Origin of the sequence: Pseudomonas sp. SG20052, assembly GCF_031766055.1 — a bacterium.
In the GTDB taxonomy this organism is placed as follows: domain Bacteria; phylum Pseudomonadota; class Gammaproteobacteria; order Pseudomonadales; family Pseudomonadaceae; genus Aquipseudomonas; species Aquipseudomonas mandelii.
Genome location: NZ_CP134498.1, coordinates 5,059,883 through 5,083,644 on the forward strand (window position 1 = coordinate 5,059,883; position 23,762 = coordinate 5,083,644).

At 54.1% G+C, this 23,762-nt stretch carries 22 protein-coding genes and 4 pseudogenes; 14 read left to right on the top strand and 12 right to left on the bottom strand.

Translation table 11 applies throughout. The features are described from left to right. Positions 1 to 139: 139 nt before the first annotated feature. A pseudogene (locus RHP74_RS23230) lies at positions 140 to 259 on the bottom strand (IS3 family transposase); the annotation flags it as partial. 136 nt (positions 260 to 395) lie between these two features. Between RHP74_RS23230 and RHP74_RS23235 the strand changes: the two are divergent. Beyond that, positions 396 to 524, top strand: a pseudogene (locus tag RHP74_RS23235) (LysR family transcriptional regulator); the annotation flags it as partial. A 108-nt stretch (positions 525 to 632) separates the two neighbouring features. Then, complete coding sequence (locus RHP74_RS23240; RefSeq protein WP_311100542.1) at positions 633 to 1,280, top strand: LysR substrate-binding domain-containing protein; 648 nt, start codon at positions 633 to 635, stop codon at positions 1,278 to 1,280. A 636-nt stretch (positions 1,281 to 1,916) separates the two neighbouring features. Here the strand turns inward: RHP74_RS23240 and RHP74_RS23245 are convergent. The 5 genes and pseudogenes from RHP74_RS23245 to RHP74_RS23265 all read right to left on the bottom strand — a co-directional run. Then, positions 1,917 to 2,132 (bottom strand): annotated as a pseudogene (locus RHP74_RS23245) (site-specific integrase); the annotation flags it as partial. A gap of 322 nt (positions 2,133 to 2,454) precedes the next feature. Continuing rightward, complete coding sequence (locus RHP74_RS23250) at positions 2,455 to 2,664, bottom strand: hypothetical protein (protein WP_311096379.1); 210 nt, start codon at positions 2,662 to 2,664, stop codon at positions 2,455 to 2,457. Continuing rightward, positions 2,657 to 3,094: a hypothetical protein gene (locus tag RHP74_RS23255; protein ID WP_311096380.1), complete on the bottom strand. Its 438-nt coding sequence runs from the start codon at positions 3,092 to 3,094 to the stop codon at positions 2,657 to 2,659. Before RHP74_RS23255 ends, RHP74_RS23250 begins: the two co-directional genes overlap by 8 nt. After that, a complete protein-coding gene (locus RHP74_RS23260) occupies positions 3,094 to 8,010 on the bottom strand; it encodes an AAA family ATPase (RefSeq protein WP_311096381.1) in 4,917 nt (1,638 codons plus the stop codon). The genes RHP74_RS23255 and RHP74_RS23260 overlap by 1 nt, the downstream gene beginning before the upstream one ends. Beyond that, positions 8,007 to 8,444, bottom strand: coding sequence for a hypothetical protein (locus RHP74_RS23265; protein ID WP_311096383.1), 438 nt, complete (start codon positions 8,442 to 8,444; stop codon positions 8,007 to 8,009). Before RHP74_RS23265 ends, RHP74_RS23260 begins: the two co-directional genes overlap by 4 nt. Positions 8,445 to 8,785: 341 nt before the next feature. Here RHP74_RS23265 and RHP74_RS23270 point away from each other — a divergent pair, with 341 nt between their 5' ends. From RHP74_RS23270 to RHP74_RS23300, 7 genes are all read left to right on the top strand, one after another. After that, the gene (locus tag RHP74_RS23270) at positions 8,786 to 9,361 is read left to right on the top strand and encodes a hypothetical protein (protein ID WP_311096384.1); all 576 of its coding nucleotides are present in this window, start codon (positions 8,786 to 8,788) and stop codon (positions 9,359 to 9,361) included. Positions 9,362 to 9,389: 28 nt separating this feature from the next. Next, the gene (stbB, locus tag RHP74_RS23275; RefSeq protein ID WP_311096385.1) at positions 9,390 to 10,112 is read left to right on the top strand and encodes a StbB family protein; all 723 of its coding nucleotides are present in this window, start codon (positions 9,390 to 9,392) and stop codon (positions 10,110 to 10,112) included. Between the two features lie 2 nt (positions 10,113 to 10,114). Beyond that, a complete protein-coding gene (locus tag RHP74_RS23280) occupies positions 10,115 to 10,879 on the top strand; it encodes a hypothetical protein (protein ID WP_311096386.1) in 765 nt (254 codons plus the stop codon). 32 nt (positions 10,880 to 10,911) lie between these two features. Further along, positions 10,912 to 11,247, top strand: a complete 336-nt coding sequence (locus RHP74_RS23285; RefSeq protein ID WP_311096387.1) for a hypothetical protein — start codon at positions 10,912 to 10,914, stop codon at positions 11,245 to 11,247. Beyond that, entirely contained in the window at positions 11,247 to 11,741 is a 495-nt protein-coding gene (locus RHP74_RS23290) for a hypothetical protein (RefSeq protein WP_311096388.1), read from the top strand. The genes RHP74_RS23285 and RHP74_RS23290 overlap by 1 nt, the downstream gene beginning before the upstream one ends. A gap of 76 nt (positions 11,742 to 11,817) precedes the next feature. Then, complete coding sequence (locus tag RHP74_RS23295; RefSeq protein ID WP_311096389.1) at positions 11,818 to 14,349, top strand: TraM recognition domain-containing protein; 2,532 nt, start codon at positions 11,818 to 11,820, stop codon at positions 14,347 to 14,349. Beyond that, positions 14,346 to 15,182, top strand: a complete 837-nt coding sequence (locus RHP74_RS23300) for a hypothetical protein (protein WP_311096390.1) — start codon at positions 14,346 to 14,348, stop codon at positions 15,180 to 15,182. Before RHP74_RS23295 ends, RHP74_RS23300 begins: the two co-directional genes overlap by 4 nt. A 545-nt stretch (positions 15,183 to 15,727) precedes the next feature. Here the strand turns inward: RHP74_RS23300 and RHP74_RS23305 are convergent. Then, the gene (locus tag RHP74_RS23305) at positions 15,728 to 16,213 is read right to left on the bottom strand and encodes a hypothetical protein (RefSeq protein WP_311096391.1); all 486 of its coding nucleotides are present in this window, start codon (positions 16,211 to 16,213) and stop codon (positions 15,728 to 15,730) included. 95 nt (positions 16,214 to 16,308) lie between these two features. Between RHP74_RS23305 and RHP74_RS23310 the strand changes: the two genes are divergently transcribed. From RHP74_RS23310 to RHP74_RS23325, 4 genes and pseudogenes are all read left to right on the top strand, one after another. Further along, on the top strand, positions 16,309 to 16,674 hold the full coding sequence (locus RHP74_RS23310; RefSeq protein WP_311096392.1) for a hypothetical protein: 366 nt from the start codon (positions 16,309 to 16,311) through the stop codon (positions 16,672 to 16,674). Positions 16,675 to 16,739: 65 nt separating this feature from the next. Next, positions 16,740 to 16,895: a hypothetical protein gene (locus RHP74_RS23315; protein ID WP_311096393.1), complete on the top strand. Its 156-nt coding sequence runs from the start codon at positions 16,740 to 16,742 to the stop codon at positions 16,893 to 16,895. Next, positions 16,888 to 17,535 carry an N-acetyltransferase gene (locus RHP74_RS23320; protein WP_311096394.1) on the top strand — a complete coding sequence of 216 codons (648 nt, stop codon included), beginning with the start codon at positions 16,888 to 16,890 and terminating at the stop codon, positions 17,533 to 17,535. The genes RHP74_RS23315 and RHP74_RS23320 overlap by 8 nt, the downstream gene beginning before the upstream one ends. Continuing rightward, positions 17,523 to 17,627, top strand: a pseudogene (locus RHP74_RS23325) (integrase); the annotation flags it as partial. The gene RHP74_RS23320 and the pseudogene RHP74_RS23325, both read left to right, overlap by 13 nt. On the opposite strand, the gene RHP74_RS23330 reads toward RHP74_RS23325, so the two are convergent. The 5 genes from RHP74_RS23330 to RHP74_RS23350 all read right to left on the bottom strand — a co-directional run bounded on the left by RHP74_RS23330 (position 17,624) and on the right by RHP74_RS23350 (position 22,093). Then, positions 17,624 to 19,807, bottom strand: coding sequence for a hypothetical protein (locus tag RHP74_RS23330; RefSeq protein WP_311096395.1), 2,184 nt, complete (start codon positions 19,805 to 19,807; stop codon positions 17,624 to 17,626). The pseudogene RHP74_RS23325 and the gene RHP74_RS23330 overlap by 4 nt on opposite strands. After that, positions 19,804 to 20,337 (bottom strand): hypothetical protein, encoded by a 534-nt coding sequence (locus RHP74_RS23335; protein ID WP_311096396.1) that lies wholly within the window; start codon positions 20,335 to 20,337, stop codon positions 19,804 to 19,806. Before RHP74_RS23335 ends, RHP74_RS23330 begins: the two co-directional genes overlap by 4 nt. Further along, positions 20,330 to 20,512, bottom strand: coding sequence for a hypothetical protein (locus tag RHP74_RS23340; protein ID WP_311096397.1), 183 nt, complete (start codon positions 20,510 to 20,512; stop codon positions 20,330 to 20,332). Before RHP74_RS23340 ends, RHP74_RS23335 begins: the two co-directional genes overlap by 8 nt. A gap of 372 nt (positions 20,513 to 20,884) precedes the next feature. Beyond that, on the bottom strand, positions 20,885 to 21,313 hold the full coding sequence (locus RHP74_RS23345) for a hypothetical protein (protein WP_311096398.1): 429 nt from the start codon (positions 21,311 to 21,313) through the stop codon (positions 20,885 to 20,887). 93 nt (positions 21,314 to 21,406) lie between these two features. Beyond that, positions 21,407 to 22,093 (bottom strand): OmpA family protein, encoded by a 687-nt coding sequence (locus tag RHP74_RS23350; RefSeq protein ID WP_311096399.1) that lies wholly within the window; start codon positions 22,091 to 22,093, stop codon positions 21,407 to 21,409. Positions 22,094 to 22,465: 372 nt separating this feature from the next. On the opposite strand from RHP74_RS23350, the gene RHP74_RS23355 reads away from it, so the two are divergent. Continuing rightward, a complete protein-coding gene (locus tag RHP74_RS23355) occupies positions 22,466 to 23,137 on the top strand; it encodes a TraX family protein (protein WP_311100544.1) in 672 nt (223 codons plus the stop codon). Positions 23,138 to 23,762 lie beyond the last annotated feature (625 nt).

Here is a 23,762-nt window from a genome sequence, read left to right on the forward strand (position 1 = left end):
TTGAAAAAGCAACCCATGATTTTGCCGTAGACTAACGAAATACTGTATGACTTAACTTATTTAAAGGTTTTTCTAGCCGTCTCTGTGGAGGGAAATCTGGCGCGAGGGACGGAATTTTGTATGAGTCGCCCCGGATTCTCTAGACACCTCGCAAGCTCATTGCGTAACGCTTTTCAAACTCTATCGGTGACAGCTGATTGTTGAAACCATGACGGCGTTTTGCGTTGTAGAACATCTCGATGTAATCGAAGACATCGCTACCCGGGGCGATTCAAAGAACAGTCAGGTGAGTAGCAAGCTTTTACAAAGCCTGTATTTGTTAAAGACAAACGCAAGGTCTATTTTATGAAGTAAACTTGCATAAAAATCTTATAATTTTGCCGGAGACTAACGGAATGCTGTATGACTTAACTGATCTGAAGGTCTTTCTAGCCGTCTCTGAGGAGGGAAATCTGTCGAGAGGGGCGGAACGTTGCAACCTTGCTCCATCGTCGGTCAGTCTGAGAATAAAGAGGCTGGAGGACAGTCTCGGCACGCACCTACTAGTGCGACAATCTCGGGGGGTGAGCCTTACCCCGGCGGGTTACGTTCTAGTAGAGCATGCAAGAAGATGTATAGCGCAGCTGGAACAAATGACGTCTGACCTCCAACCCTTCGCCAGTGGCTTGATCGGACATGTCACATTTTTTGCCAACAACAATGCCATTAGCTCCTATTTACCTGATGACCTTGGCCGCTTTTTCTCTTTGTACCCAAACGTCCGCATCAGCCTCGAAGAACGCTTGAGTCATGACATTATTTCTGCTGTGTCGTCCGGCCGTGCAGATATTGGTGTTGTGGCGATGGAAACGGAGCATCCCGAGCTGGATTTCTTTCCGTACAGACAGGATCAATTGGTACTCCTGGCCCCCCTAAACGGACGGTTCGACGACCGACATTCTGTGAGCTTTGCAGAGTGCCTGGGGCTCCCGTTTATAAGCCTCCAGTCAGGTGCAGCGCTGCATACTTTTTTGATGAATCACGCCAGTGCTCTGGGTGGTCGATTGGATGTGCGTGTCCAGGTTTCTGGCTTCCGAGCGATTGCGAGACTGGTCTCATCAGGTGCAGGAATTGGGGTTGCCCCTCGCTCGGCTTTAGAACCAGCAGACCTAGACCGACTTAAAGTTATCGAAATATTAGAAGGCTGGGCTCGACGGAACTTACAAGTATGTGTGCAGCGCCACCCTCGAGAGCAAAATGTATTTCGTGACCATTTGATAAAAATTCTGTGCCCTCCATGAAAAATGGTCAGCCTATTAACTATTAAATTTTACGCGCTCGCGACGCAAGGTTGGCGGCGGCGTCGAATTGACCCAGTTGCCGAGAAATCACTGACCCAGTTTGATACCTCGCAAACCATTAACTTCATTGGATTTTTACTGATCTAGAGGTGGGTTAGTCTTGCGTCAGCACGTGGTTGAACTCGGCGATGGTGTCAACACATCATCCTGTGGTAACGGACTGCCAGGCTATACACAATCGCCCACTCCATCAGTAGCGCTCTCATGGTGCTACCTATCCTCCTTATACTTAAGAATCAATGGTATTGAGCCTTTTGAGTAGTTCATGCTCACTAAATATTCATCAAGGCCCTTTTTCCCAGGCAGATCTAAGAGGCGAGGATGATCAACAGCGCCCGGAACCCTCCGGGTGTTGGCGCTGATGCGATTTTTACCATACTGTCGGAACTCATTGGCCCGCCCAAATACTCAGCATACGATGGCCTTGCCTAGGATTTCAGAGGCTGCAAATAGGTCAGTGAAAATCAGCAGACTGGACTGCTGTGATCCAGACAGGCCTGCCCAAGAATGGTCTGCACTATCTCGACATCGCCGGTGGCGTCCATACCTTCACCTAATCCGTGCCGATAGCCCTTAGTCTGCTCGCAAGTACACCTCAGGCTCGATGGCACCGCTGGGATACAACACGTCGCCAATCTCCAGCAAGGCCAACTCGATGACACGAATACCGGTGGTGTGCGTGAGCCACAACAGCATCACGTCACGCTCCGGGAGACGTCCGGTGACACTGGCTATACGGATCAGGTGTTTGAATTGTCCAGGGCGAAGGGATGCAGCACGACGAGGATTCATGGGACGGGCTCTCTGTCAGGATTAGTCGCAACAAAGAGAGTTGGCAGCAGACCTCCAGCAAAGCCTACCACCAGCGATTTCGCAGTGTTCACGGAAAATTGGAGAGAACGTTGCTCCTCCCCGCCATTCGCTTCGTCTAGACACTCTCAGCCAACAGGTTTAAATCTTGCCATTCCGAATGCCAGTCACGCTTGGCGAGCTATGCACCGTGCATAGCTATGGGAGGTTTAAGGATCCAGTTTGTCATTCGCTTTAGCTAGTTATGCACCGTGCATAGGTACGTCACCCGCGACATGGATCAGCCCTGGTTTTGTGGCTCGACTCAATCTGACGATTCTGCATCCACTGCTGGCTTCATTGCAGCGGCAACACTTTCAGCCATTTCCACCAACACGTCGACAATGCGTGAGTGCTCCCATGGATCGTTTGGCGCAACAGCGGTTGCGACCACCCTCGGGTTTGCCAGCACGGCCTGCAGAGCATCGAAGTCATTTGCATTCAGGTCTAAGCTGAAGCTCAAGCGTTTAGTCATGATGTAACTCCAAAAGGGGGGTCTGGATGCCGATGGCCATCACTTGACCTAGACGCTCGGCATGATGGGTATAGCTGAAGGCTTCGACTCGGCTGACTACCGAGCGAGGGCCGTCGTCGAAGAATCGATTACGGAGATTGATCAGGTCGATCTCATCAGGGGTATTTTCCAGAAATAGCACAAGATGCCAGCCACCATTTCCTTGCCAACATTTCCCATCAGATAGCGGATGGGGAACGACGTACGCCTTTTTAATCGGCAACACCTGCTGAGCGATAGCTACCAGGAGTACAAAAGGACCAGCGTTTTCGTTGGGAAGCGAAGCGCGAAGCTGTTCAAGCTGGGTCGCGAGATTGGAGATCTCTAAAGCACGCATCTGCTTTGCAAGAGTTTGAATCTGACAGAGGACTTTTTCAGCATTCCGAAACATTAGATCGATCTCCCGCGGCTATAAACTGCTTCATCCTCGTCATGCGAAGACTGGGTTTCTGACTGGGCAACCGGCCTTATTGTCGGTTCTGCCAGAGCAACGGTTTCAATATTCTGCATTTTTCGCTGGACGCTCATCTCTTCGATACGCTTCAGGGCCTCGTTGGGATCTTCTCCAGGTAGCAGACCAATACGCTCACGAACATCCTCAATCTGCGCTCCAGGAAACTGGCCGACGAGTCGAGCGTGACGCTTCACGGTTAAGTTATCGCCGCCTTGGTCACGGTCATAGGCCGTACTGAAATGCTCGATGTGGTATTTCTTGGCCAAGGCAGTAATTGCTCCCTCAGTGTTCGGCCCCGGTTCGCCAGTAGTACCTACGAAAAGGATCCGCTGCCGTTCTTCCAAGCTGGCAAGCTGGTACGCGCTCAGGGTGTCGACGCCCCCCTCAGAAAAGCGAATCTCTGTGGGGGTCAGGCACTTGGGATTGGCCAAGTAGATGCCTTTTTCGGTGTCCTTCGAAAAGCCTTTATGTTCCTTGCGATGTTCTTCGCCCTTAACCCTGGTGATCTCCACACCTCGGTACTCGTAGCCAGAGAACTTGCCTTCAGAGTTGATATGCGGGAAGACGGCAGATCCATATCGGCTCGACTTCCAGCGAGTTTCGGCTAGCACTTCGGCTGAGATTCCTCGCTCGGAGGCGAGATAGTTGTCGCGGCGCGACATAAGTCCAAATGTGCGGTAGGCATCAGTGGTGCCCTTTTTGATCTCTTCTGCTCGGGCCTGCTCTTTGGCTCGTCGCTTGATCTCTCGATCACGATCAATGCGAGCTTGCTCGTCAGCTGATGCGCCGTGACTAGGTAAATCGCCCTTAAAAGCTCGAATGTCCTCCTTCGCCTCAGCGAAGCTACCGCCCTTTACTTCTTGATACAGCTTGAAAATATCGCCGTTGCGGTTCCCGTGGCGGTCATGCCAGACCCAGTTTTCGTCCGGGGCCTGATAGATGTCGTACTTGCCGCCAGCATGACGAAAAACAGCATGCCCCTTGTACGAAGCCTTCTTGTCGTACTCCATCCCGAGGCTATTCGCATACTCCACCAGATCCACATCCCGCTTCATGGCAGCGACTTCGCGAGCGTCGGCAGCTTTGTCGAAATTCATCCTGCGGCGCTCCCTCCGGTCGATTACTTCGGCACCAGGAATCTTCCGTCGCACTCCACCAATAGCTTGTCGATCAGCGAGTGCATCACCAGGCAATACACCCTCACGTCGCCCTCCGGCACTTGCTGCCAAATTGCATGAGGACAGCGTGCGCAAACCGTCGCCGGCGGCTCGTCCTGAAGGGCGTTCAAAGTTGCCGATCGGACGTGCGAACTCTTCTGCGTTTGCGGCAGTATCGCCGTCTGCACCGGCACGGCGCTTGAAACGGCCGAGGCTTCCGGCAACGGATTGGGATCGGGGAATTCCATCACCGGAGGCAGTAGCTCTTCCGTCGAATCTTGGGTAACGGCCGAGGGTGGCAGAGGGGGGAGATCCGGCAGAATCATTTCGTCGGACATAGCTAACCTCCAGGGGCACGGGCTTTATGATTTTCAGTTTTGGTGTGAACAGCGCCGGCTGAATTGCCTTGAGGTTCTGAACCAGGTCGGGGCGGTTTTCAGCGGGTACAGATGTGCCTGGATTTTTCCAGACAGGTACGGAAACACCGATCGGCGGATTATTGGGGGCGATAACAGCGACGGATGCTTTCTTAATGGGCCAGGCCTGGCCATCCTCTCGAAGATCAACAATGCCCCGTCCAAACGCATTTGCGAGAGCAATCTCATCGTCGACCGGAGGTAGTACCTGGACAGATCTCACCCTTGGCTCAGAGGCCAGGGTGTGCTCGGAAAACTGGAACCGTTCGGAGCTCCCCTGCAGGCGCTCCAGAACCGAGAGAGTCTGGGCCTTGAGAGCAAGGGACTGGCCTGTCTGAATGGTTGAGCGGATCGCTTCGCGAACCTGAGGCATTAGGTCGAGGGCATTTTGCTTATAGCGATACTGCTCGGTCGCCTTCTTAAAATCGGCCCAGTTCACCTCATTCAGGTAAACCTTGGCCCCATAAATGCCCCGGGTATAGGAGACATAGAGGGACTGGAGCGAAGCCATTTGGCTTGGCAGGTAGAACGTTTGCGAGACGGTCATACACTGAGCTTTTGTCGAAGTCATGGCATAACCATGCTGTAGCGCATGGTACTCACTCGTGAGGATTTTGACGGTCTTCCCATCGTCGCGGGCGACCGTAAACTCCATATCATCGATCCGCTCGCCGTCGATATCCCGGGTGACTTTTCGAAAAGCGAGAACGGTTCCCAGATCACCGTTAAAGATCGGCTGGCTCTCAGCATCCTTGGCGTTTTCGCGCAATAGCAAGCGATCGCCAATGCCCACGTCAAGGGAGAGTAACTGGCCCCCAAGAACCTCTGTTTCGATCGTTACCCTGCTCGCAGGATCAAGGGAAAGTTCGCCGCGAGCGAACCGCTCCTCTCGAACCTTGTCATTCAGCGACCGGACCTGCTCATTGGTATCGGCCAAGATCAGCACGTCCTTCCAGCCAAGCTCACGGACAATTCCATCTTTACCGGGCTGACCATTTTTCATATCGGCGAGCGCTTCCTGGACTAGCTGGTCAGCTTCGTTCACCCCATCCCGGAAGATTCGCAGCTGATCCTTTGCATCCATCATCGCAATTGCTTCCGCCGACTTGCCTTCGTAGAAGGCCTGCGCGATCGGTCGGAACTCGGGAACCTGACGGGCAATTGTCTCGATCCGGGCTACGCGGTCTTCAACGGCATCGTGCATCAGCCCGAATAGGCTCGCCGTTGCGACTGCTCCATGCTGGTTCCTATCGCCTGCACAGAGCAGACGGGCGCCCGCCTGATGACATGCAACAACCAGGCTGTGCATCGTGTAGGTGTCGAGCATCCCGGCTTCGTCGCAAACGATAATGTCGCCCGATCGGATCAGGCTAGAAGCCTTGTGCTGCTTACCAGTCGACTTGGCTGCAAGTGCTTCCTGGTGCTTGATTAAGAGCGAATGGACTGTCTGCGATTGGATGCCGGTCGATGCCTGAAGCTCGGTCGCCTGCTTATTACCAGGTGCCACGCCCATGATCCGGCGCCCTTCGGCTTTGAAGGCATCGTTGTAAGCTCGAAACATCGGAGCCAGAGTCGCGGACTTACCCACCCCGGCCGCACCCTTGAGGAAGCTGAACTGTCCTACGTCGGTCAGCGCATACAGGGCGTTACGCTGTTCGTCAGTAAGCGAAAATGGCTTTTCTCCGGGCTTCTGCTTGTTATGTTTCTCAGCTTCGTAGCGGGCGATAACTTCATCCACGCTAGCGCGATCAAGCTTCCATCGCGGGTCGTTCATTCCGGCATAGACGGCTTTGAGGCAGTCAGCCTCAAGCAAAATCATCTCTTTGGTGGTGTAGCGTTTGCCCGGCACACGCCCCTTTTCATCGGGCTGCTGCGGGATTTCGACCAACCCGAGCTGCTTGAATAGCTGGTCTTTCCTCTGAGCAATCGCGCTAATCCCTCCCCTCCCAACTGTAAGTTGAGCTGCCACGACATCAATGGAATGTTCCTCGACAACCGACTCGCCGCGAAAAAGCATCTGCTGGACTTCAAGTAGAGTCGGCGCCTTACGTTCCTCCTCTGTCGAGGCATGAAGCTCTATGGTCGGGATTGATTCCCGCCAATGCAGGTCGAGCCCTTCACCAAGTGCAACGTCTTTGCCATCGCGGCTACGCATGGCGACCGCTTGGGTAGCCCCCTGACCAGAAACGGCCAGGTTCTTCTTCTCCGCACTAATCTGCTGGCTTCGCTTCGAGAATTCCTCAACCGTCTGGCGAGAAACACTGCGATCGTTGAGACGCAGGCCGTGACCAGCCCAGTCCACCACAGTGGCAGACGCCAGTTGCGGCAGACGCTCCTGGATTCGCTGGAAGAAAGACACATCAACTACCGCGCCGAATTCGCGCTGGGTTTTGTATAGGTGGCCGGCATCCAGAGTGGTGAACTTGCCACCCGGGAGCATCACGAAATTGGGACGCTCGACATGCGCGTGAATCTGCGGATCGGGGAATTCCGCGCCCGGAGTGCGGCGGGCAGTACAATGCAGATAAGTCAGCGCGACAGATTCGCCGCGGACGGACTCAGCGCCCTGGGCCTTCTCACGACCGCGGATGCGCCCATTATCATGCTCATACTGAATGGCGTCGTCGACGGCCTGCATCCAGCACTCCTGAATGACGCGCCGCGTGTCTTCATCGGCTTTCGCCCAGTAGAGGGAAAGGCTCTTTTGCATCGACACACAGGAGGAGAAACCGAGTACCTGGTCCTTGTCCTTCTCCTTTTTTTGCTCTGCTGCCTGGGTATCCGCCTCATTAAGACTGAGCCGATCCCTCGTTGACTTACCCTCTTTCCTGTCGCGGGCCAAGACTTCGGCTCGGGCGATAGATTCATCGATTTGCTTCTGACGGCTATCACCTAGAAAACATTCACCTGTGCGCGGATTGATACCCCGGAACAGCGCTAGGTAGTCACCATCCTGAGGGCGATCGCCTAGGCCAAGGTGCTTGCCAAGAGGGCCGGACACATTAGAGGCGAGCGTGTCATTGCCGGACTTATGGTAGTAGTCCTCGCGTCCGGTGCCCTGCTCACTCGATTCGACCTCGCCAACAACCCGGGCAATTTCAGCGTCTACACGGGCCAGCTCCTCGGCCATCACCTCATTGGCCAAGCCTCGGTCAGCCCCCAGGGCGATACGCTTATCCTGGAGCGCCTTTAGTTCCTTCAACTTCTTTTCGAAGTAGCTGGCTTTTGCAGCGAAATTCCCGGCTGTCGTTTTGGCGTTCGAAATCCCGTAGTGACTCATCGCTCAGACATCTCCAAGCCTGTCTGCTCGGCAATCAGTCGATCCAGGACCATCGGCACGAGCCGATCAAGGATCGGCTCAACAGTGCCGGCCAAGAGGTGCGGCCGACGCTCCGCCTGGCTCGCCAAAACCGCCAGCACAACATCCGGGAGAGCAGAGCCCAGAAGGGAAGAAACGGATTGAGTAATAGCACCGGCCATTGAGGCCACTACTGCGCCATCGAGCAAAACGGGAACTGCGCGCGATGGGTTACTCCGGAACTGCTGCGCCTCGACAAAGCCTACGATCTCCTCCGCCGTCCGAACGGATAGGAGGGCATCGAGTACGCGGCCTTGGGTAATTCCAAGGCAAACAGCAACCCGCTCCAAACGCTCAGCCGCGGCTTGCTCCATGTACTGAGTCGAAGATTTCGCCCCCGCCTTCTTACGTGCCATTCCTTTTCCCTTCTGAGAGCTTTTCTCATTGAGCCGATTGAAGACGGCGTACCTTGCTTTTGCTTTTCTGGCTTTGCCGGCTGAAAGCCTTGCGCAGCAAGACTTTCGGTTTAACGCGAAGCACCCGAAGGGTGCAGACGTGTTATCAAAACGCTTTTATATACAAGCATCTCGCAGCTCTTTGTGCAAGTTTTGCTTGACTCGCATTAGTTTGCAACTATTCTAGACCTCAAGCGACTGACGTTTGCATCTTGTTTGCAACAAACAGCCACTTTATGGCGAGCCCTTTGGTAGAGTTAACAATCAGTTTTCAACAAACTCAGAAACCTAAGGGGATCGCCATGTATGACCGACGCACAGACGCAGAGCGCGCCCGTGATGAGCAAGACGAGCTGGAGTGGATCCGGATGCAGCAGCAGGAGGCCGATCGGAAAACAGCGGCTTTGAAAGCCGAGCTGGAGCGTATGAAGGCTGCCGCCGAATCTGGTAGCGGCCAGAAGAACGTAAGAGGGAGTGTCACTAAGGCCTTATTGCCACGAATCGAAATCTTGCGTGAGGCAACCCGCCTGGGTACTCCGATTACACAGCAACAAGAAATGCTGGAAAGGGCAGGAATCGTTGTCAGCTACAACAGCCTGCGCAAATTCATCCAGAAATTTCTGGCCCGCGAGTATCGAGAGTTCTTGGCAAACGTCCGCACGACAGGTGCCGACCCTGATTTCGGACGGGAGCTACACCCTGACGTGATAAGCAAGAACACCCCTGATGTGGGTCTAACGCCTCCAGCAAAGGCTGAGAGAAACACGAAAGAAGTCAAACCTGCCGAATCGTCAGCAAAGAAACCACCTCTTACCCCTGGTGATCTCCGAGCGATGACAGAGCAACTTGACCCAGATAAGTACCGGACCGACGAGTAGTCGGGACAATAACGAAAGGAAGAGAAAAATGCGCGTAGCACTCGTCAACCTTGGCGGCAACCAAGGCAAGACAACCCTCGCAGTAAACCTGTTCGCGCCGCGTATGCCGGAAGCGAAGATCTTGGCAGTAGAAACGATCAACGCCGCGGGTGGTGATCTGGGCGCTGCCGTTGAGCAGTTGAAGGGCGAGCAGTTCGCCCGGATCTATGCGGAACTTGCTTCCGCCGACGATTTGATCCTGGATGTTGGCGCATCGAACATCGAAGACTTTCTGGTCGGCCTTTCCCGTTTCGAGGATGGCCACGATGAAATCGATCTGTTCGTCATCCCCTGCACTTCTGATACCAAGGAACGCACTGAGGCCATGAAAACGGCCCACATGCTCAGCGCTCTTGGTGTTCCTCCGGAAAAAATTCAGTTCGTGTTCAACCGCGTCGTTGATGGCGTCGAGGCTGAGTTTGCGGATGTGCTGAACTTCGCGAAGAAAAGCGGTGTGGCTTTTGCCAATCCGGCATGCGTTGTCCCTGAGTCGGAGCTTTTCGCCCTGCTCTCGGATAAGAAAATGAACATCGTCCAAGCACTGAGTGATATCACCGATTACAAGGCCGAGTTGAAGGCAGCAACTCGCTCCGACGACAAGAAGGCTTGGCGTCGTGCCATGGACATGCTGGCCATCACCAAGCAGTCCAAATCGATGGATCGACAGTTGCAGCATGTTTTCGAACTGCTGACTTCGACGGTAGAGGCCTGACGATGAGCGCGCGCCCGATGAATGTCAGCGAAGCTGCTCTCACACGGGAGCAACTGATGCTGCGCGAGCTCTTCCGCGATCACTTTGAGTTGGCTGATCGTTTCGAGGCAACAGCAAATCAGATGGCAGCCGTCGATCGATCCCTGCACGGTTCTGGCGAGCAGCAGGGAATTGCCGAGCTGCTGCTCAATGCTGCAGAAAATATCCGTGGCGCCGCATCATCGATCGACACCATGAACTTGGATGGCTTCTCGCGAGCGCTCGACTCCCTCAGCCGGCAGATCGCCGGTCTACCAGGTCGTTTGCTCAAGCCGGCCGATGAGATCGACTTCCGAGCTTCACTGCGCGAGGGGATTGCTCAGGTGCTAGCTGGGGCGATCATCGAGGCCAAGCTTCAAGTTGAGCAGGAAGCGGTTGAGGTCTCCATCAATGACCTAGCTGGGCGCGTTAAAGCGGCGATGGCGCAGCTAGGCGAGAGTTCAGCGAACTACTTCGCAGAGCGTAACCAACTGCGTGGCCAACTCGACACAGAGAAAGTTAAATCGACTGCACTGACAGAGCGACTGACGTACTTCGAACAGAACAAAGACAACGCCTTTCGCCAGATGACCGCCGACTTTGCCGCCGCGAATCAGCGAGCGGGTAAGGCTCGCTTGATCGACTTTTGCTCAGGCCTGGTGATCGGCGTCGTCGTTTCGCTCAGCGCCCTGGTGCCGATGGCCAGCCAATACCTCAACCAACAAACCCACACCAGCCAACAGCGCTAACGCGCAACCACTACTACTGACGGAGAAGTCGCATGACCAACCATAGCGATGACGGGGATTTTCGTGCCCGAAAAAAGAAGGTGAGCCTGCTCGGCAGTGACGCGGAGGCTTTTATCCGTGCACGACACGAGGAGCGAGAAGAGTTCAAACGCCTTGAGGGGCGAGACCTCGATGGCCTGGACACACTGGCCAAGGATCCGCGCATGGAGGCGCTGCATAAGCAACATCAGCAGAGGGACGACGCTCCAGCATCCCACGATGAGCAGCGCAAAGATGCCCAAGAGGTAGTCCAGGAGGAGCAAAAAAAATTGACTGATCAGCAGGTCAACCAGGAAAAACAGGGCGAACACGCCGGGAGATCAATGTGATGGATAACAGAACCCTCATTGCAGCATCGGCACTGGTCGCAGCGTTCACGGGCCAGGCGAGCGCTTGCCCTCTTGAAGATTGCCTGCCTGGATTGAGCGAGCCTCAGTTTCACTCTCGTGACCAAGACATGCTCGGTTTGTATGACCTGAAGCAGTCCGGACAAGCGGCAATGCACGTTGGGTTAATCGCCGCTGATTTCAGAATCGCGCTACTCGAAACGGAGAACCGCGCTCTTCGTGTCGCTCTGGCAACTGGCACTCCACCGGACAACAGCAGCCTCAGGTTTTATCCGAGCCTGAACAGCTTTCTGGACGCAATGAAATCGGACCTGATTCAGATGGAAACAACTGGGCGGATGCCGCAATTGCGTCATTTTGAGCAACGGGTCCGCAATGCGGACACCCGAGCAAAAATTGCTGATGCATCACGGGCGCTGACAATCGAGAGCGCTCAAATTGCTGCGGCGGCGAACGCAACTAAGCAAGCGAAGTGAAAGGGTGGCTCACCTGAGCGGCAACTCAGGTGAGCCGGTTTCGCGGAAGGAAAAACCCACGAAAGGAAGAAATTGTATGGTAACGCAATTCCGTAATTACATGGAAAATCTGCTTCTCTGGTTCACAGATCCTGAGGCAGCCAAACGCGCCTGGCGCGAGCGGCGCACCACGGCGCTCCGTACGGCACTGGCACCACAACTCAGCACCGATACTTTCGGCTGGCCGATTGAGCAAATCATTCATGATGATGTGATCGACCCCATCCCCGCCGATCGTGCGGCGATCACGCGTCGAGCGTATTACGGCCGTGCGGCGTATCACTCCGGCGCTCGTTTGCAGAAGCGCATGCGCGCTCGCAACTTCGTAATCAGCATAGTGTCGTTCCTGGTGGTATGCGCCACAGCCTACCTACTCGGTCGCAACGGTTCCAGCCTCGCCTGGCAGTGGGGTTCGACAGCTGCCGGTGCCTGCATGGTCATCGCTGGCATTTACCTCTTCGGTTGCGCTCGTGGGCTAACGGCTGATAGCTGGCGTCTCATTCTTCCTGCCGGCCCGTTGCTCACCGAGGAGGAGATCGAGGACGTTAAAGAGTTCGGCGCTCGAGTACTGCTGCGTGTGACACCACCCCAAACGCCTTCTGACCTGGTGGGCTCGTACCGGGCTTGGACTTATGATCGTGACGGCAACCCGGTCGACGGCCAGATTGTTCCTGACGATCTGTCGGTTTCATATCTGCGCAAAGCGGCGGTCGATGAGTCGGTCCCGATGGCTGTTGCGGGGATTGCGTTCTCTATGGCCGGCGCGTTCGTGGCCACCGACTCAATTAGCTGGTTCTTCGCCCCCATTGTTGCGGGTGCCGCTGCTGTGTGGTCGCTCCTTTCGATTTTCGATTTGAGCTCAATTGCAAAAACTCGCGCTGCTGCAGCTCGTGAAGCGCTAGCCGTCAGCGCATACCCGAAGCTTATCGAGCAGGAAGGAAAGTCTAAATTTTCGGACTTTGATCGCGCTCTTGACGAACAGATTAAACGAGCCATTTCGGAACAATCGCCGTTCATCCAGCTGGGCATCTCAACCGATTTGTTTGCCGAACGCCGTGATCCATTCAGCCCGGCAAAAGCCGGCGTGCCGTTCGGAATGACTGTCGCAGACCTATCCACTCACCTGTTAATTGTGGGCCTCACAGGTACGGGTAAAACGGCGGCTTGCATTCGCCCCGTTGTCTGGCAATGGCAAGCAGCGAAAGCTGGAGGTCTGCTTGTACTCGATGGCAAAGGTCAACTGCCGACTGAGTTGGTGGATCTCCCGGGCTTCCAAGTAATCAGCCCAGGCAATGCCTCGTTCAACGCTATCCAGAATCTGCGCCCAGATGAAGTTGCCGACACACTGTTCAAGTTGTTTTCGTCGGACAAAGGCAATGCTGGCGACGTGTCCGGCAACGAATGGGAGCAGTTCGCACGAGAGTTGCTGCGCAGCGCCGCAAAAGTTCTGGCCCTACTGAATGCTCTTGAGCCGACAGAGTGGCCCTGGACGCTGGGTTCGATCTACGCACTCGCGTTCGAGCCTGGTAGCCGTGAGCGTGCAAAGGTAATTATTGAAGAAGGCAGTGCCTGTGGCCACCTTATGCCGGGGCATGTGCGACGTGCCTACAATGGTTTCATGGTGCGCCACATTGAAAAAGCCGATGAGACTCGATCGAGCATCGAACTCAACCTTGAAACCTGGCTCGGTACTCTGATCAACGACCAAGATCTGGGTGCGTGGGCTGATACCGAGGAAGGCATCGAGATCGAGGACTGCCTTTACGGCGCGATGTTGGGGCTGGCTCTGCCAGATACTCAAACTGGCGTTGCCATCTCTGCCCTGGCCAAGCGCCGCTTTTACTCGGCGATCAAACGCCGCGGCGATGGCTGGAAAGCTGATGGCCAGACAGCTGTCTTGCTGGTTGTCGATGAGGCTCAGGACCTGGTGTCACATGAAGAATTGGCGATTTTACCCAAGGCTCGCAGCCTCGGTCTCTGCGCGGTCTACTCGACTCAGGGCCTAGATGGGCTCCAGGTCGCGCTGAAAGATGAACAGGCCACCATCATGCTTCTCGACCAGTTCCGTTCAATTGTGAGCGCGCAGATCGGCTCTGACATGACTCTCGCTTATGTGTCGAAACGAATTGGAGCCTCGCCCCGGGTTGTATTCTCTGAAGTCGCCGCTAATTCCACTGATCCGGTTGCTATGGCGAACTCGTACGGCGTAAACGCTGGTGGCTATTCGGCTGGCACCTTAGCCGCCCGCGCGCAAACCTCGGACGAAATGCTGAAACTCAGCAGGTCCTATGGTCACGTTGGCCAGGCCATTCAAACCATGTCCGAACTTGCCAAGAAGTTCGGTGCCGAGCAGGCTTGGCAGCAACTCCCAGCAGTAATTCGTCGCGAGCGCCCTGCAGGCAGCGTCAAGATCGGCGAAATCCCTCTCGTCGCCGTCGAAGAGATCCACTCTCTCACCATGAATAAATTCACCGCTCTGGCAGCGATCAATCGCTGCGGGACCATCCGCCGTTCCCAGATCCGCCTGATCCCAATGTTTCAGTTTCCGACGGAGGAGAAAGCAGCATGAACAACCAATCCACTCATCTGCTGGCCCAGCACGGTGAACTCCTTCAAGTCGGATCCGTAACGACGGCAAGCGCACAAGGTGTTAAATCGGGGCTGGTCCTGAAGGCAATGGGGGCTGCAATCATGTGCATCGTAGTTGCTGCCGGCGCAGGCCATTTCACCCAAAGTATTCGTGAGGAGGCCGCTCGCGTTGCTGCAGCGGAAAAGGCTGCAGCAGCTCACCAGACGGAAGAAGCGCGAATTGCCGCAGCGCAGGTTGCCGGTCTGAAGAAGCGTCTGACCGCAATGCAAACGCAGATCAGCACGCAACGGGATAACCTGCTCACCGACCTCCAAGGAATTATCGTCGCGGGGGAAAAACACTCTGATATTGCCGAAATGCTTCGCCGCTATCCAGCGCCGTACAAGCCTCTTCAGGCCATCGATCCGGCAATGTTTGAAAGTTTCCTGGTGACCGACCGCCAAAGCTGGGTTGCCACAGGGACCAGTCCCCAGCTTGAGCAGCACTATCAATCTGAGCTGGCGAAGCTGAAACGGGCCGATGAATACTTGAAGAACTTCGAGCAGGCTGTGAACCTGATCGACCGCGGCCAACCGTTGCCTGCCTGGATGGGGTATGAACGCTTTGCCATTGGTCCCAAGGCAGAGCCTCGGGAGGTGGAAGCCCCCGTCGCCCCGGCGCCCGAACAGCCTCGCTCTACACCAAGTGTCCCTATTGCTCCCGAACCGGTCATGCCGCTAGACACTCCAGCGGCACAGAAACGGGTGCCGGCGGCGAAGCCGCGCACAGCGGTAACCGGCGAGCCAGGAAAGGTTCAAGTGCTGGATTGGTAACCTGGTCGGCTCGCGCCTAAAAGGATCCCGGCCTCGGCCGGATTCTTTATGCCCGCTTCGCGGGCGGAGCCCAAAAGGGAAAACGGTGTGCGCCGGGGCGGGACATTTCCCTGCACACCAGGGATGTTACTTGCTTCTGGGCCTCGCCTCGATCACCTACCCTTATGTTCCCTTGCATTACGACCGCCATTGCACGAGACTTCTCACAACAACTAACCCTCATGACCGGTGTGGCTTGACCATCTGGTTGGAGGGGGGAAAAGCCGGCGCTAGCCGGTTTTTTCGTATCTGGAGTACGAGAAATGCTGGAAACGCCTGAGCTAGAGCTTCTGTGCATCGCATCTACATGGCGAACTTTGTCACGGGGAATGAAGGCTTTGAAGGATTGCTGGTAAATTCGGCGCCAGAAACGAAAAAACCACCGTAAGGTGGGTTCTTCGTTAAGCACTTTCATATGTCCGCGGGTGGAGGCTTTCGCCCTCGTTTCCCTCGGCTAGTGGATTCAATCTAAGGATATTCGCGGTTGTCGTCAATGCTTGCTCAACCTATCGCGCCTCGATTGCGAATCTGCTCAGTAGCTGGGCCATTTGCTCCTGGTACTCGCTGTACTCGTCCAGGAGCACTGGGTCGCCGGCTAACCCTGGTAAATAATCAGGCCCGTACTCAGCCGCAAGAGCACCTTGAAGCATCCAGTCCAGATACAAGGGGCGCAGCACCCTCTCAGCCAGCCCTGGTTTGCCGTGCGCCCAATAGAATTGATGCTCGGGGGTAGAGACGAAAGCGCAGCCTTTCGCCCATGCAACATAGTCAACTTCCCAGTAAATTCCGATCGCATCAAGGTGGATCGCGAACCAAAGTGAACCACTGGGTTCTTTCGATACCTTGGCTCTCCAGGATTGCGGGTAGGCGTTGCAGGCCAGGCCGGCGAACGCAGAGCCTGGATAGTAGGCCATACGATCATGCCCGATCTGCAGGACGGGAACGGAGTTAATGATGTGATCGAGTAGCAGATCATTCAGGTGAGGTTTCATGACTTGGATGCTACCGACCTACCCTCCTCGCCTCAATTCCAGCAGGTTTGAAAATTATCAATAAAATACGTTATCACCAATTAAGGAAGCCCTTTATGCCGTTAGGAATTAGCACCGGATTCGATCAGCGCTACGACTGCAGAACGTGTGACGTGACCGATATGGATTGGCATGATGATTTTGATCGCCGCACCTGGCGCTGCAGCACCTGCCATGAACCGATTTGGATTCACATGGCGAACGAGGCCGGGGATACACAATTGGTGGAGCGTCATCCTGCTTGCGAACTCATCGCCGGTGACTACATCGTCCTGGAGCATGACATCTCACTGGGATTGTTTGAGGTGAAGGCTTCTCAACCGGCAATGGGCAAGGGAAACAAATGGTATTTAGGCATTGAGCAGAACGGCCATCACCGCCCTCCGCGTGACCAGTACTACAACTGCATGCCGAGAGGGTAGCTTGCGCTTGCTGGGGATCATGTCGTGACAGCAACGTGTGGGGATCAAACCATACGGAGCTTCCTATGTACGATCCCAATATTTGCCTGGACTGCGGCCTGCCCATCGAGCCTGTGGAATGGAGCGAGGATCTCTCCGGTATCGGTGATGACTGCACCAACTGGGTGACCTTTGTAGACGATGAAGTGTGCCAGTGCGCCGCCGAGGATAACGATGACTGACCTGATGAATAAGCCTAGCGGCGACCTGCAGGTCGCCGGCGAACGGCGCCTCACCGCTGCCCAGTTTCAGCTTTCTACGGAGCAGGAGCCGATGGAAGAATTCGAGCCGATCCGCGATTTTTTCCAGCGTCGCCAAGCCAAACATCTGAGTGAGCGTGCGTCGACGGTGCAAATAGTGACTGAGCGCGCCGCAGCCTACCGCGGCCATTTTGTTTTTCCAGGCATCGACACCTTTGCCGGCATCGAGGTCGATGGCCAGCGTGTCGGTTATGTCGACTACGGCATCAACCCGCTGGGCGACCGGCTCTATATCAACAAGATTGAAATCGAGGACCAGCATCAACGTGGGGGAGTGGGTCTATCCGTGATGTGGTTACTTTGGCGCACGCATCAGGTGCCCTTGGTGCCTATTCAAGAGTTCTGGAGTTCAAAGGGATTTTGGTCCAAGGCTCGCCAGCGGTTGGCAGCAGCAGGCGCACTGATCGAGCCTGAACTCCATACGGGTGATCTGGAGCAAGCCCAACAGCGCTGGCAGCATCGGATTCTCGAGCTTCCACACGAACGGCAGATCCGCGAGATGATGGCCTCGCCGAAGTGGCCCGAGATCGAGGCGGGATTCAACGCGAGGCAAGTGTTATGAGCTGGGGGCATGCCAACATCAGCACCACGCGCATATACGATCGGCGAGCTTCCAGACCGGAAGATTCGCCGACATATAAAGTGCAGTATTAGGCACCGCCCCCCTGTGGGGACTGTGGCGGTCGGAATGGAGTGATCGCCCTGCTGATAGATCCAGTCAGCATCTGCCGGGTACTCATAGACAGTCCCCCCATAATCCCCTGCATAGAGTTCTCGTAAGGATTTAAACCAGGTTCAGACAGACTAATCATGTTGAGCACGCTACGCGGGAATGAAGTGATCAGTTGAGCGCTGGTGACAACTACGTTCCATGACAGCAGGATGATCACTACGACCATCAGCAAGCCGCCGATCAGGATGCCGCCGAGGCTTTCCAGCGGACGCCCGACATCGGCGACACCAGGATCAAACATCCCCCAAAGTCCCATAGCCATCGCTTGGACCATTGCCAGGCCGACAGCGCTAATCACAATCGCTGCTGCCAGGCCACCCACGGCCAAAGCAGGATAGAGGAAGATGAAGATGAAGGCGTTCCACCCTTTGGCCGACAATTGAGAGGTGTGTTCTTCGCCTTTCGGGGCGGCCATGCCAGCCGACCAGAGCGTCACTCCGAAAAAGGTCGTAGCAACGGCTACGAGCCAGCTGATTGCCCCCATCAGTCCATAGATAGCAAACAATAGAGGCATCACGTAGCCAAGCAACCCGCCGGAGACAATCATTACTCCTCCGATTGCTTTTGGCAGCGTCCCATCAGTGATTGAGTTAAGACCGGGGATGTATTTCGCGATCGTCCCTCCCGCAAAAAATCCAATGCCAGTGCCAACGAGCGAGCGTCCCCAGGACGCAATGTTGTGGATATTCTGGTTCGAGGGCCCGGTCGTGGACTTGAGGATGTCGAGCGAAAAAACTCTAGCCAGCAGCGACTTTTCAGCACCAACATTTCCAGGTTGAATCTGTGCCAGGGCTTCACTTTCGACCAATTTTGAGAGCGAGTCGCCCGGAGTCATCGCTGAAAGCGTGGATTTTGGCATCATCTGTGCAGTCGCGCCCTCTGCGTAGCTAGCAGCACGTGAGAAGTCGCTCGCTGCGCGCAACACGAAAGTGCCGCCGAGCATCCAACCCCAGTTCTTTACTTCGTCAAAATACGCTTCACTACGAGCAGCCTGGTCAGTTGCAATCGTGGTGCTGATGGTTTGCTCAACAATGGTTTTGTACCAGTCTGCGGACTGACTAGCCCATGTGATACTTTCCTCAAAAAACGTCTTCGCATCCCCTGCCCCCACAGTCCCGTCTCGAGCCAAAATCGCCTGCTGGACGGCATGCTCGACCAGACCGATCCAGATCTGACGCTGAGCCGAGGCTATACCGACCTCGATAGAGGCGGCATTGTTTTTCTTGACCTGTTCATACTCATCACTGCAGGTCATTGACGACAACCAACCGGATTGGCAAAACCACCCCTCGGTTTCCATCTCCCCCTCGACCGTGCCAGTAACCGCGTCGGGCTCGATCAATCGCTGGACACCCATGCTGACAGCACGGGCCAATTCGTCGCTCGGAGGGATTAACGGTATCTGTAAAGATCGGCCCGCGTTTGCGATATACACGCCTGCAGCAGCGGCTTCAGTCGAGCCCGCAGCTGGATACTTACCGCTGTAAACCTGATTCCATTTTATTTTTAAAGCCTCATTCGCAAGGTCACGACTCGATAGCGAATTTAATTGATCGTTCGGATCTCTGAATATTTTCAGACCAGCGAGTTGGACCGCTGAGATTTTCCAACTGTTTAGCATGTCCAAAGCGACTTTCGCGTCGACTTCAACTCGGAATTTCGGATCACTAAATAGATTATGGCGATGCATCAGTTCAAATGCATTGTGTTGCATCGTGTCGCCGAATTCGGCCGCAGATTTGGAGACACCGGCGACAAGAGCGTGTCCTGGCGTCAAAGTGATCTGAATCCCGCCGGCACTAGAGACAGGAATAACCGGTGCAATTAGAGTCAAGGCGAAAATCACCCGCAGCGGGTAGAAAAAAGCCTCGTTCCCATCTTTTGCACCGAAAAAATTCCCGTTGTTTTTGAGTCGGAAAATTCCGAGAAATATAGCCCAGGCCGCGAGGGCGCCGAACATGGCTAGGCCGAGTGTTGAAAAAGCGGATGCAAATATCGTCAGTGGTGTTACGTCCTGAGCACCTATTCCAGGGAGTTCTGCCGCATCAAATATCCAACGACCGAAAAGCCATGTCAGTACAAGTGCGGAGAAACTATTCATTCGATAGCCCTCACCCGCACACAGTAATCATTAGGGAGCACTCGCCCTATCAACAATGACGGACGTTTAAAAATCTCTCGCAAAAATCGCAACGGGTGTGGTGCGCTTTGCGTATAAGCCATATGAATGCGGTAGGCATTCTGAAAAAGCAACATCAGCACCATATTCAGAAAAACACCATTAGCGAAAAGAAGAATTTTGCCCTGCCCCCAGCTTGCGACAAAATAAGCAAGCACAGCCGCCACACTAAGAACCAGTACAAAATTGACAAAAATAAGCGACTTATAAGCCCGCCGCAGTGACTCATTCGTAACTTGACTCTTCAAACAAATGTCATCCCACAAAAGCTCATCATCAAGCTCTGCGAGATGGCGAGTAGCTTTCGCCTGTATCCGTACTTCACTGACCCAATGGTAAATATTTTTAATAAAATAAATCGGAAGAGTAGCGGCATTTTTAAGCTCACGACCAGCATTGACAGTCTGACGGTAACCACTCAGGTAACCAAACGCCGTTTTAATCTTACTCATGATTACTACTCCCCATATAAACAGGAGGAATTGGAGTTTCTGGAGCCTTGATTTGCATCGTGCTTTCGCTTCTATCAAGCTGCGGTATTTCACGAGCCGGCAAGACCAAACCGAAATAAACAATTAGAAAAACGCCGATAGCTCTTGGAATCTTTACGCTTGCCTCTTTAAACATAGTTCCCGCCCTCCGTCGAAAGAATTTCCTCTACAGTTCCAGCAAGGGCTGAAATAATATAGCCGTCATGCATGCATGATTCTGGCAACTCACATGCTTTAACCTGTATCTCTCGCAGTATTGCGAGAACCTTTTTTAGCTGCTCATACGACATAACCAAAGCCTCTTCATGTTCACACACATAATTCTATGTCCCTAAAGCTCAGCCATCTAATTGATTGTTCACAAACATGAAAATGCTTTTGCAATTACATAAGAATAAATTGGATGGCTATTAGCTTGATTTTCAGAACACAAAGAAAACCCATCATAGAGCCAACCTATATGCCAGCAAAAAGCCCCAATGAAGGGGCTTCTGAACAAGCACCTAAATCAATAATGTCGAAGTATTTGCGCAACCCCCGCAAAAAACTCTTCGGGATGGTTGGAATGTGTCTCTATATCATTTTCCGAAACATACGCTGACCACTTGCCATTTTCATATACAAATTTAAAAGCGTCTGTCCCAGCAGTTTGGCGGCTGTAACCGCCGACATTGTCTATCGGACGCACCTTCTGAACGCCATTTATCAGCAGTGACATATATCCGGTGTCGCGATTGCCTGGCTCATTCCAGAAAGTGAGTTGAATACTTTCTGCCTTCGGTCGCCCTACAGCTTTATCCAAGTATCGAGAGGTCTTTTCGCTGTACACAGCATCAGCCGTCGCAGTTGCCGGCATGACCTTATTCATTTTAGGTTCGCCACAGCCGACAAGTGCAGCCAAAACCATGGTGACAACGATGATGCTCAGCTTTTTCATAATCAGATTCCCTCAATCTAATGTGCCAGGATCTCGTCCTGCTGTAACAGCGGGCGGTATCGAGACCTGGCAAAGGAGCCAGACGTAGATTCGTTACTGCGTCCGCTCCATAGCCACCGGCTGCAGCGGCGCCTTCAGCTTGATCTCCACACGACGGTTCTGCGCCCTCCCCTGCTCCGAGCTGTTGCTTGCGATCGGCTGCGACGGACCGGCACCGAACACCTGAATGCGATTCTTATCAATGCCCTGGCTCATCAGGTGCTTACCGACGCTAATAGCGCGCCTCTGGCTCAGCTCGATGTTGCTAGAGTTGCTACCGACACTATCGGTGTGGCCAGTGACCTCAATGTTGTTTTCTCCGTACTGCTTGAAGGAACCAGAAAGTTTGTCTAGATTAAATTGGGCAGCAGGAGACAGTTCGGTCGAGCCATTAGCGAACGTGATCGCACCAGGCATCACCAGCTTGATGCCATCGCCTTGGCGCTGTACGTCGATGCCAGTGCCAGCAGTCGCTTTGCGGAGTTCAGCCTCTTGACGGTCGGCGTACACGCCGTAACCTGCGCCGGCCAAGCCACCGATACCAGCGCCAATAAGTGCGCCTTTACCACGGTTGTCCTTGTTGATCAGCGCCCCTGCTGCGGCTCCTGCGATAGTGCCGATGGAGCCCCAGGTCAGGGTCTGGTTGCGGGAACCATCCTGATCCTGCAACCCAGTACCAGCGCAGCCAGTGAGAGAGAAGAGAATGCTGGTAACCAGCACGGAGGTAATAGCTTTTTGCATGTCGAGGCCTCTAATTGTTAGTCGTAGAATGGAGAAAGTGCGTCCGAGCCAGTTGATAGAGTCAACCGGATATATACGAATAACAGCGAGCACCCGACCGGGCTATTTTAGTTATTGCCTCCCTACCCCTATCGCTGCTCGGGGGTAGTTTGGTACGCAGCGATTAACTGCTACTTACTTTCTAAGTATAATTATCTACCAGCACTACCGCGCATACAAGTAACAACCGCCAACTTCTTCATCATAAATATATATCACAAGACCAAAAGCCATATATAATTAACGACAACAAATAGCCGCTGCAGACCAACGATGAAAACTTTCGAAAGAGACAGCTCGCTTGATCTAATTAAGTGGATCGCACTATTTACGATGATCATCGATCACACCTGGTTCGTGCTACCAAATGAAATCCAGGAAAATCTGTCCTCGATGCGGATTATCGGTCGACTTGCATACCCCTTATTCTGTCTCGCAATTGCGGCAAATGTTGTCCGGCAGCCAATCAGTTGTCCAGTCGGATTGAAATATCTGAGTGGGATATTACTATTCGCCATCCTAAGCCAATGGCCGTATTCGAGATATTTCGATAATGGGAATTTAAACATTCTGTTCGTCATAGCACTTGGGCTAGTTATCGCTCAGGCGATGCATCATCGAACTCCCGGACTGATCTTATGCGGGATCCTAGCCCTGATGACCACAGTCGCGCTCCGTCCGATACTGAGCTACGGCCTAACTGGAGTGTTGTTACCTACTGCACTAGTAATCGCGCTTCAGGCACGGAAGCTAGAGATTAAAATCGTAAGTTGGTCCCTATCCGCTCTCCTCGCCGCTATCGCAAATGTCGGCAGCTCGATTTTGCTGTTGCCTGATCTGCCCACGATGGATCATGCGGTAATCATCGCAGCCGCATTGGCACCAGTGCTCGGACTGACTCTGCTGCAGGTCCAGGTGCCACCGTTACGCTCCGTCAAAGGATGGCTCTACCCAGTTTATCCGATCCACTTACTACTTCTCAGCTCCCTATCAATATCGTTCTGATGCCACCTAGCAAGCGCTTGGACGTTGAGGCTTCACTAGATCGCGCGGTATCTCTTCGCCCTTCGCCTGCCACTTCACAGTCTCCAGGATGCGTGTCGATGCTTGAACTAACTTCCTTCCCTTCCGGGGTCTCAAGCGCCTCAGGCGCTTGATCAAAGATTGGGCATGCCGCCTCGCAGGCGCGCAGATACCCCGAGGATAAGCACTCTTATGGGTCGATAGCGAATACGAAAAAATCGTGCGCTAAGCGTGCGGCCTGCAGGTTGAGTCCATAGAGCTTGAAGCCTTGAGGGAATGCCAATCAAAAAGAAGGGGTCAGCATTTTCAAGGTCGCGGCCGATTCCCAGAAAAAGCCACAGGGTCAGTGTCCGAAAGAAGTCCGGAACCGGCCCAAAACGTAATGAGAGGAAAATCGGGAGCCAGAAACGGCGAATCCCTCTCTAGGAGGGATTCTCAGCCATCGATTGCGTACGTTCGACGGGGCAGGTCGTTCTTGCGTCGCGCTAGGCGAACTGCTTTCGCAGTAACGGGGTGCGATCCTTTCGGATCCCTGTAACCACCCTGTGGTACACGACTAAGTCGCAAGTTAATTATGCAAGGATCTACAAGCGTCCAAAAGGCCCAT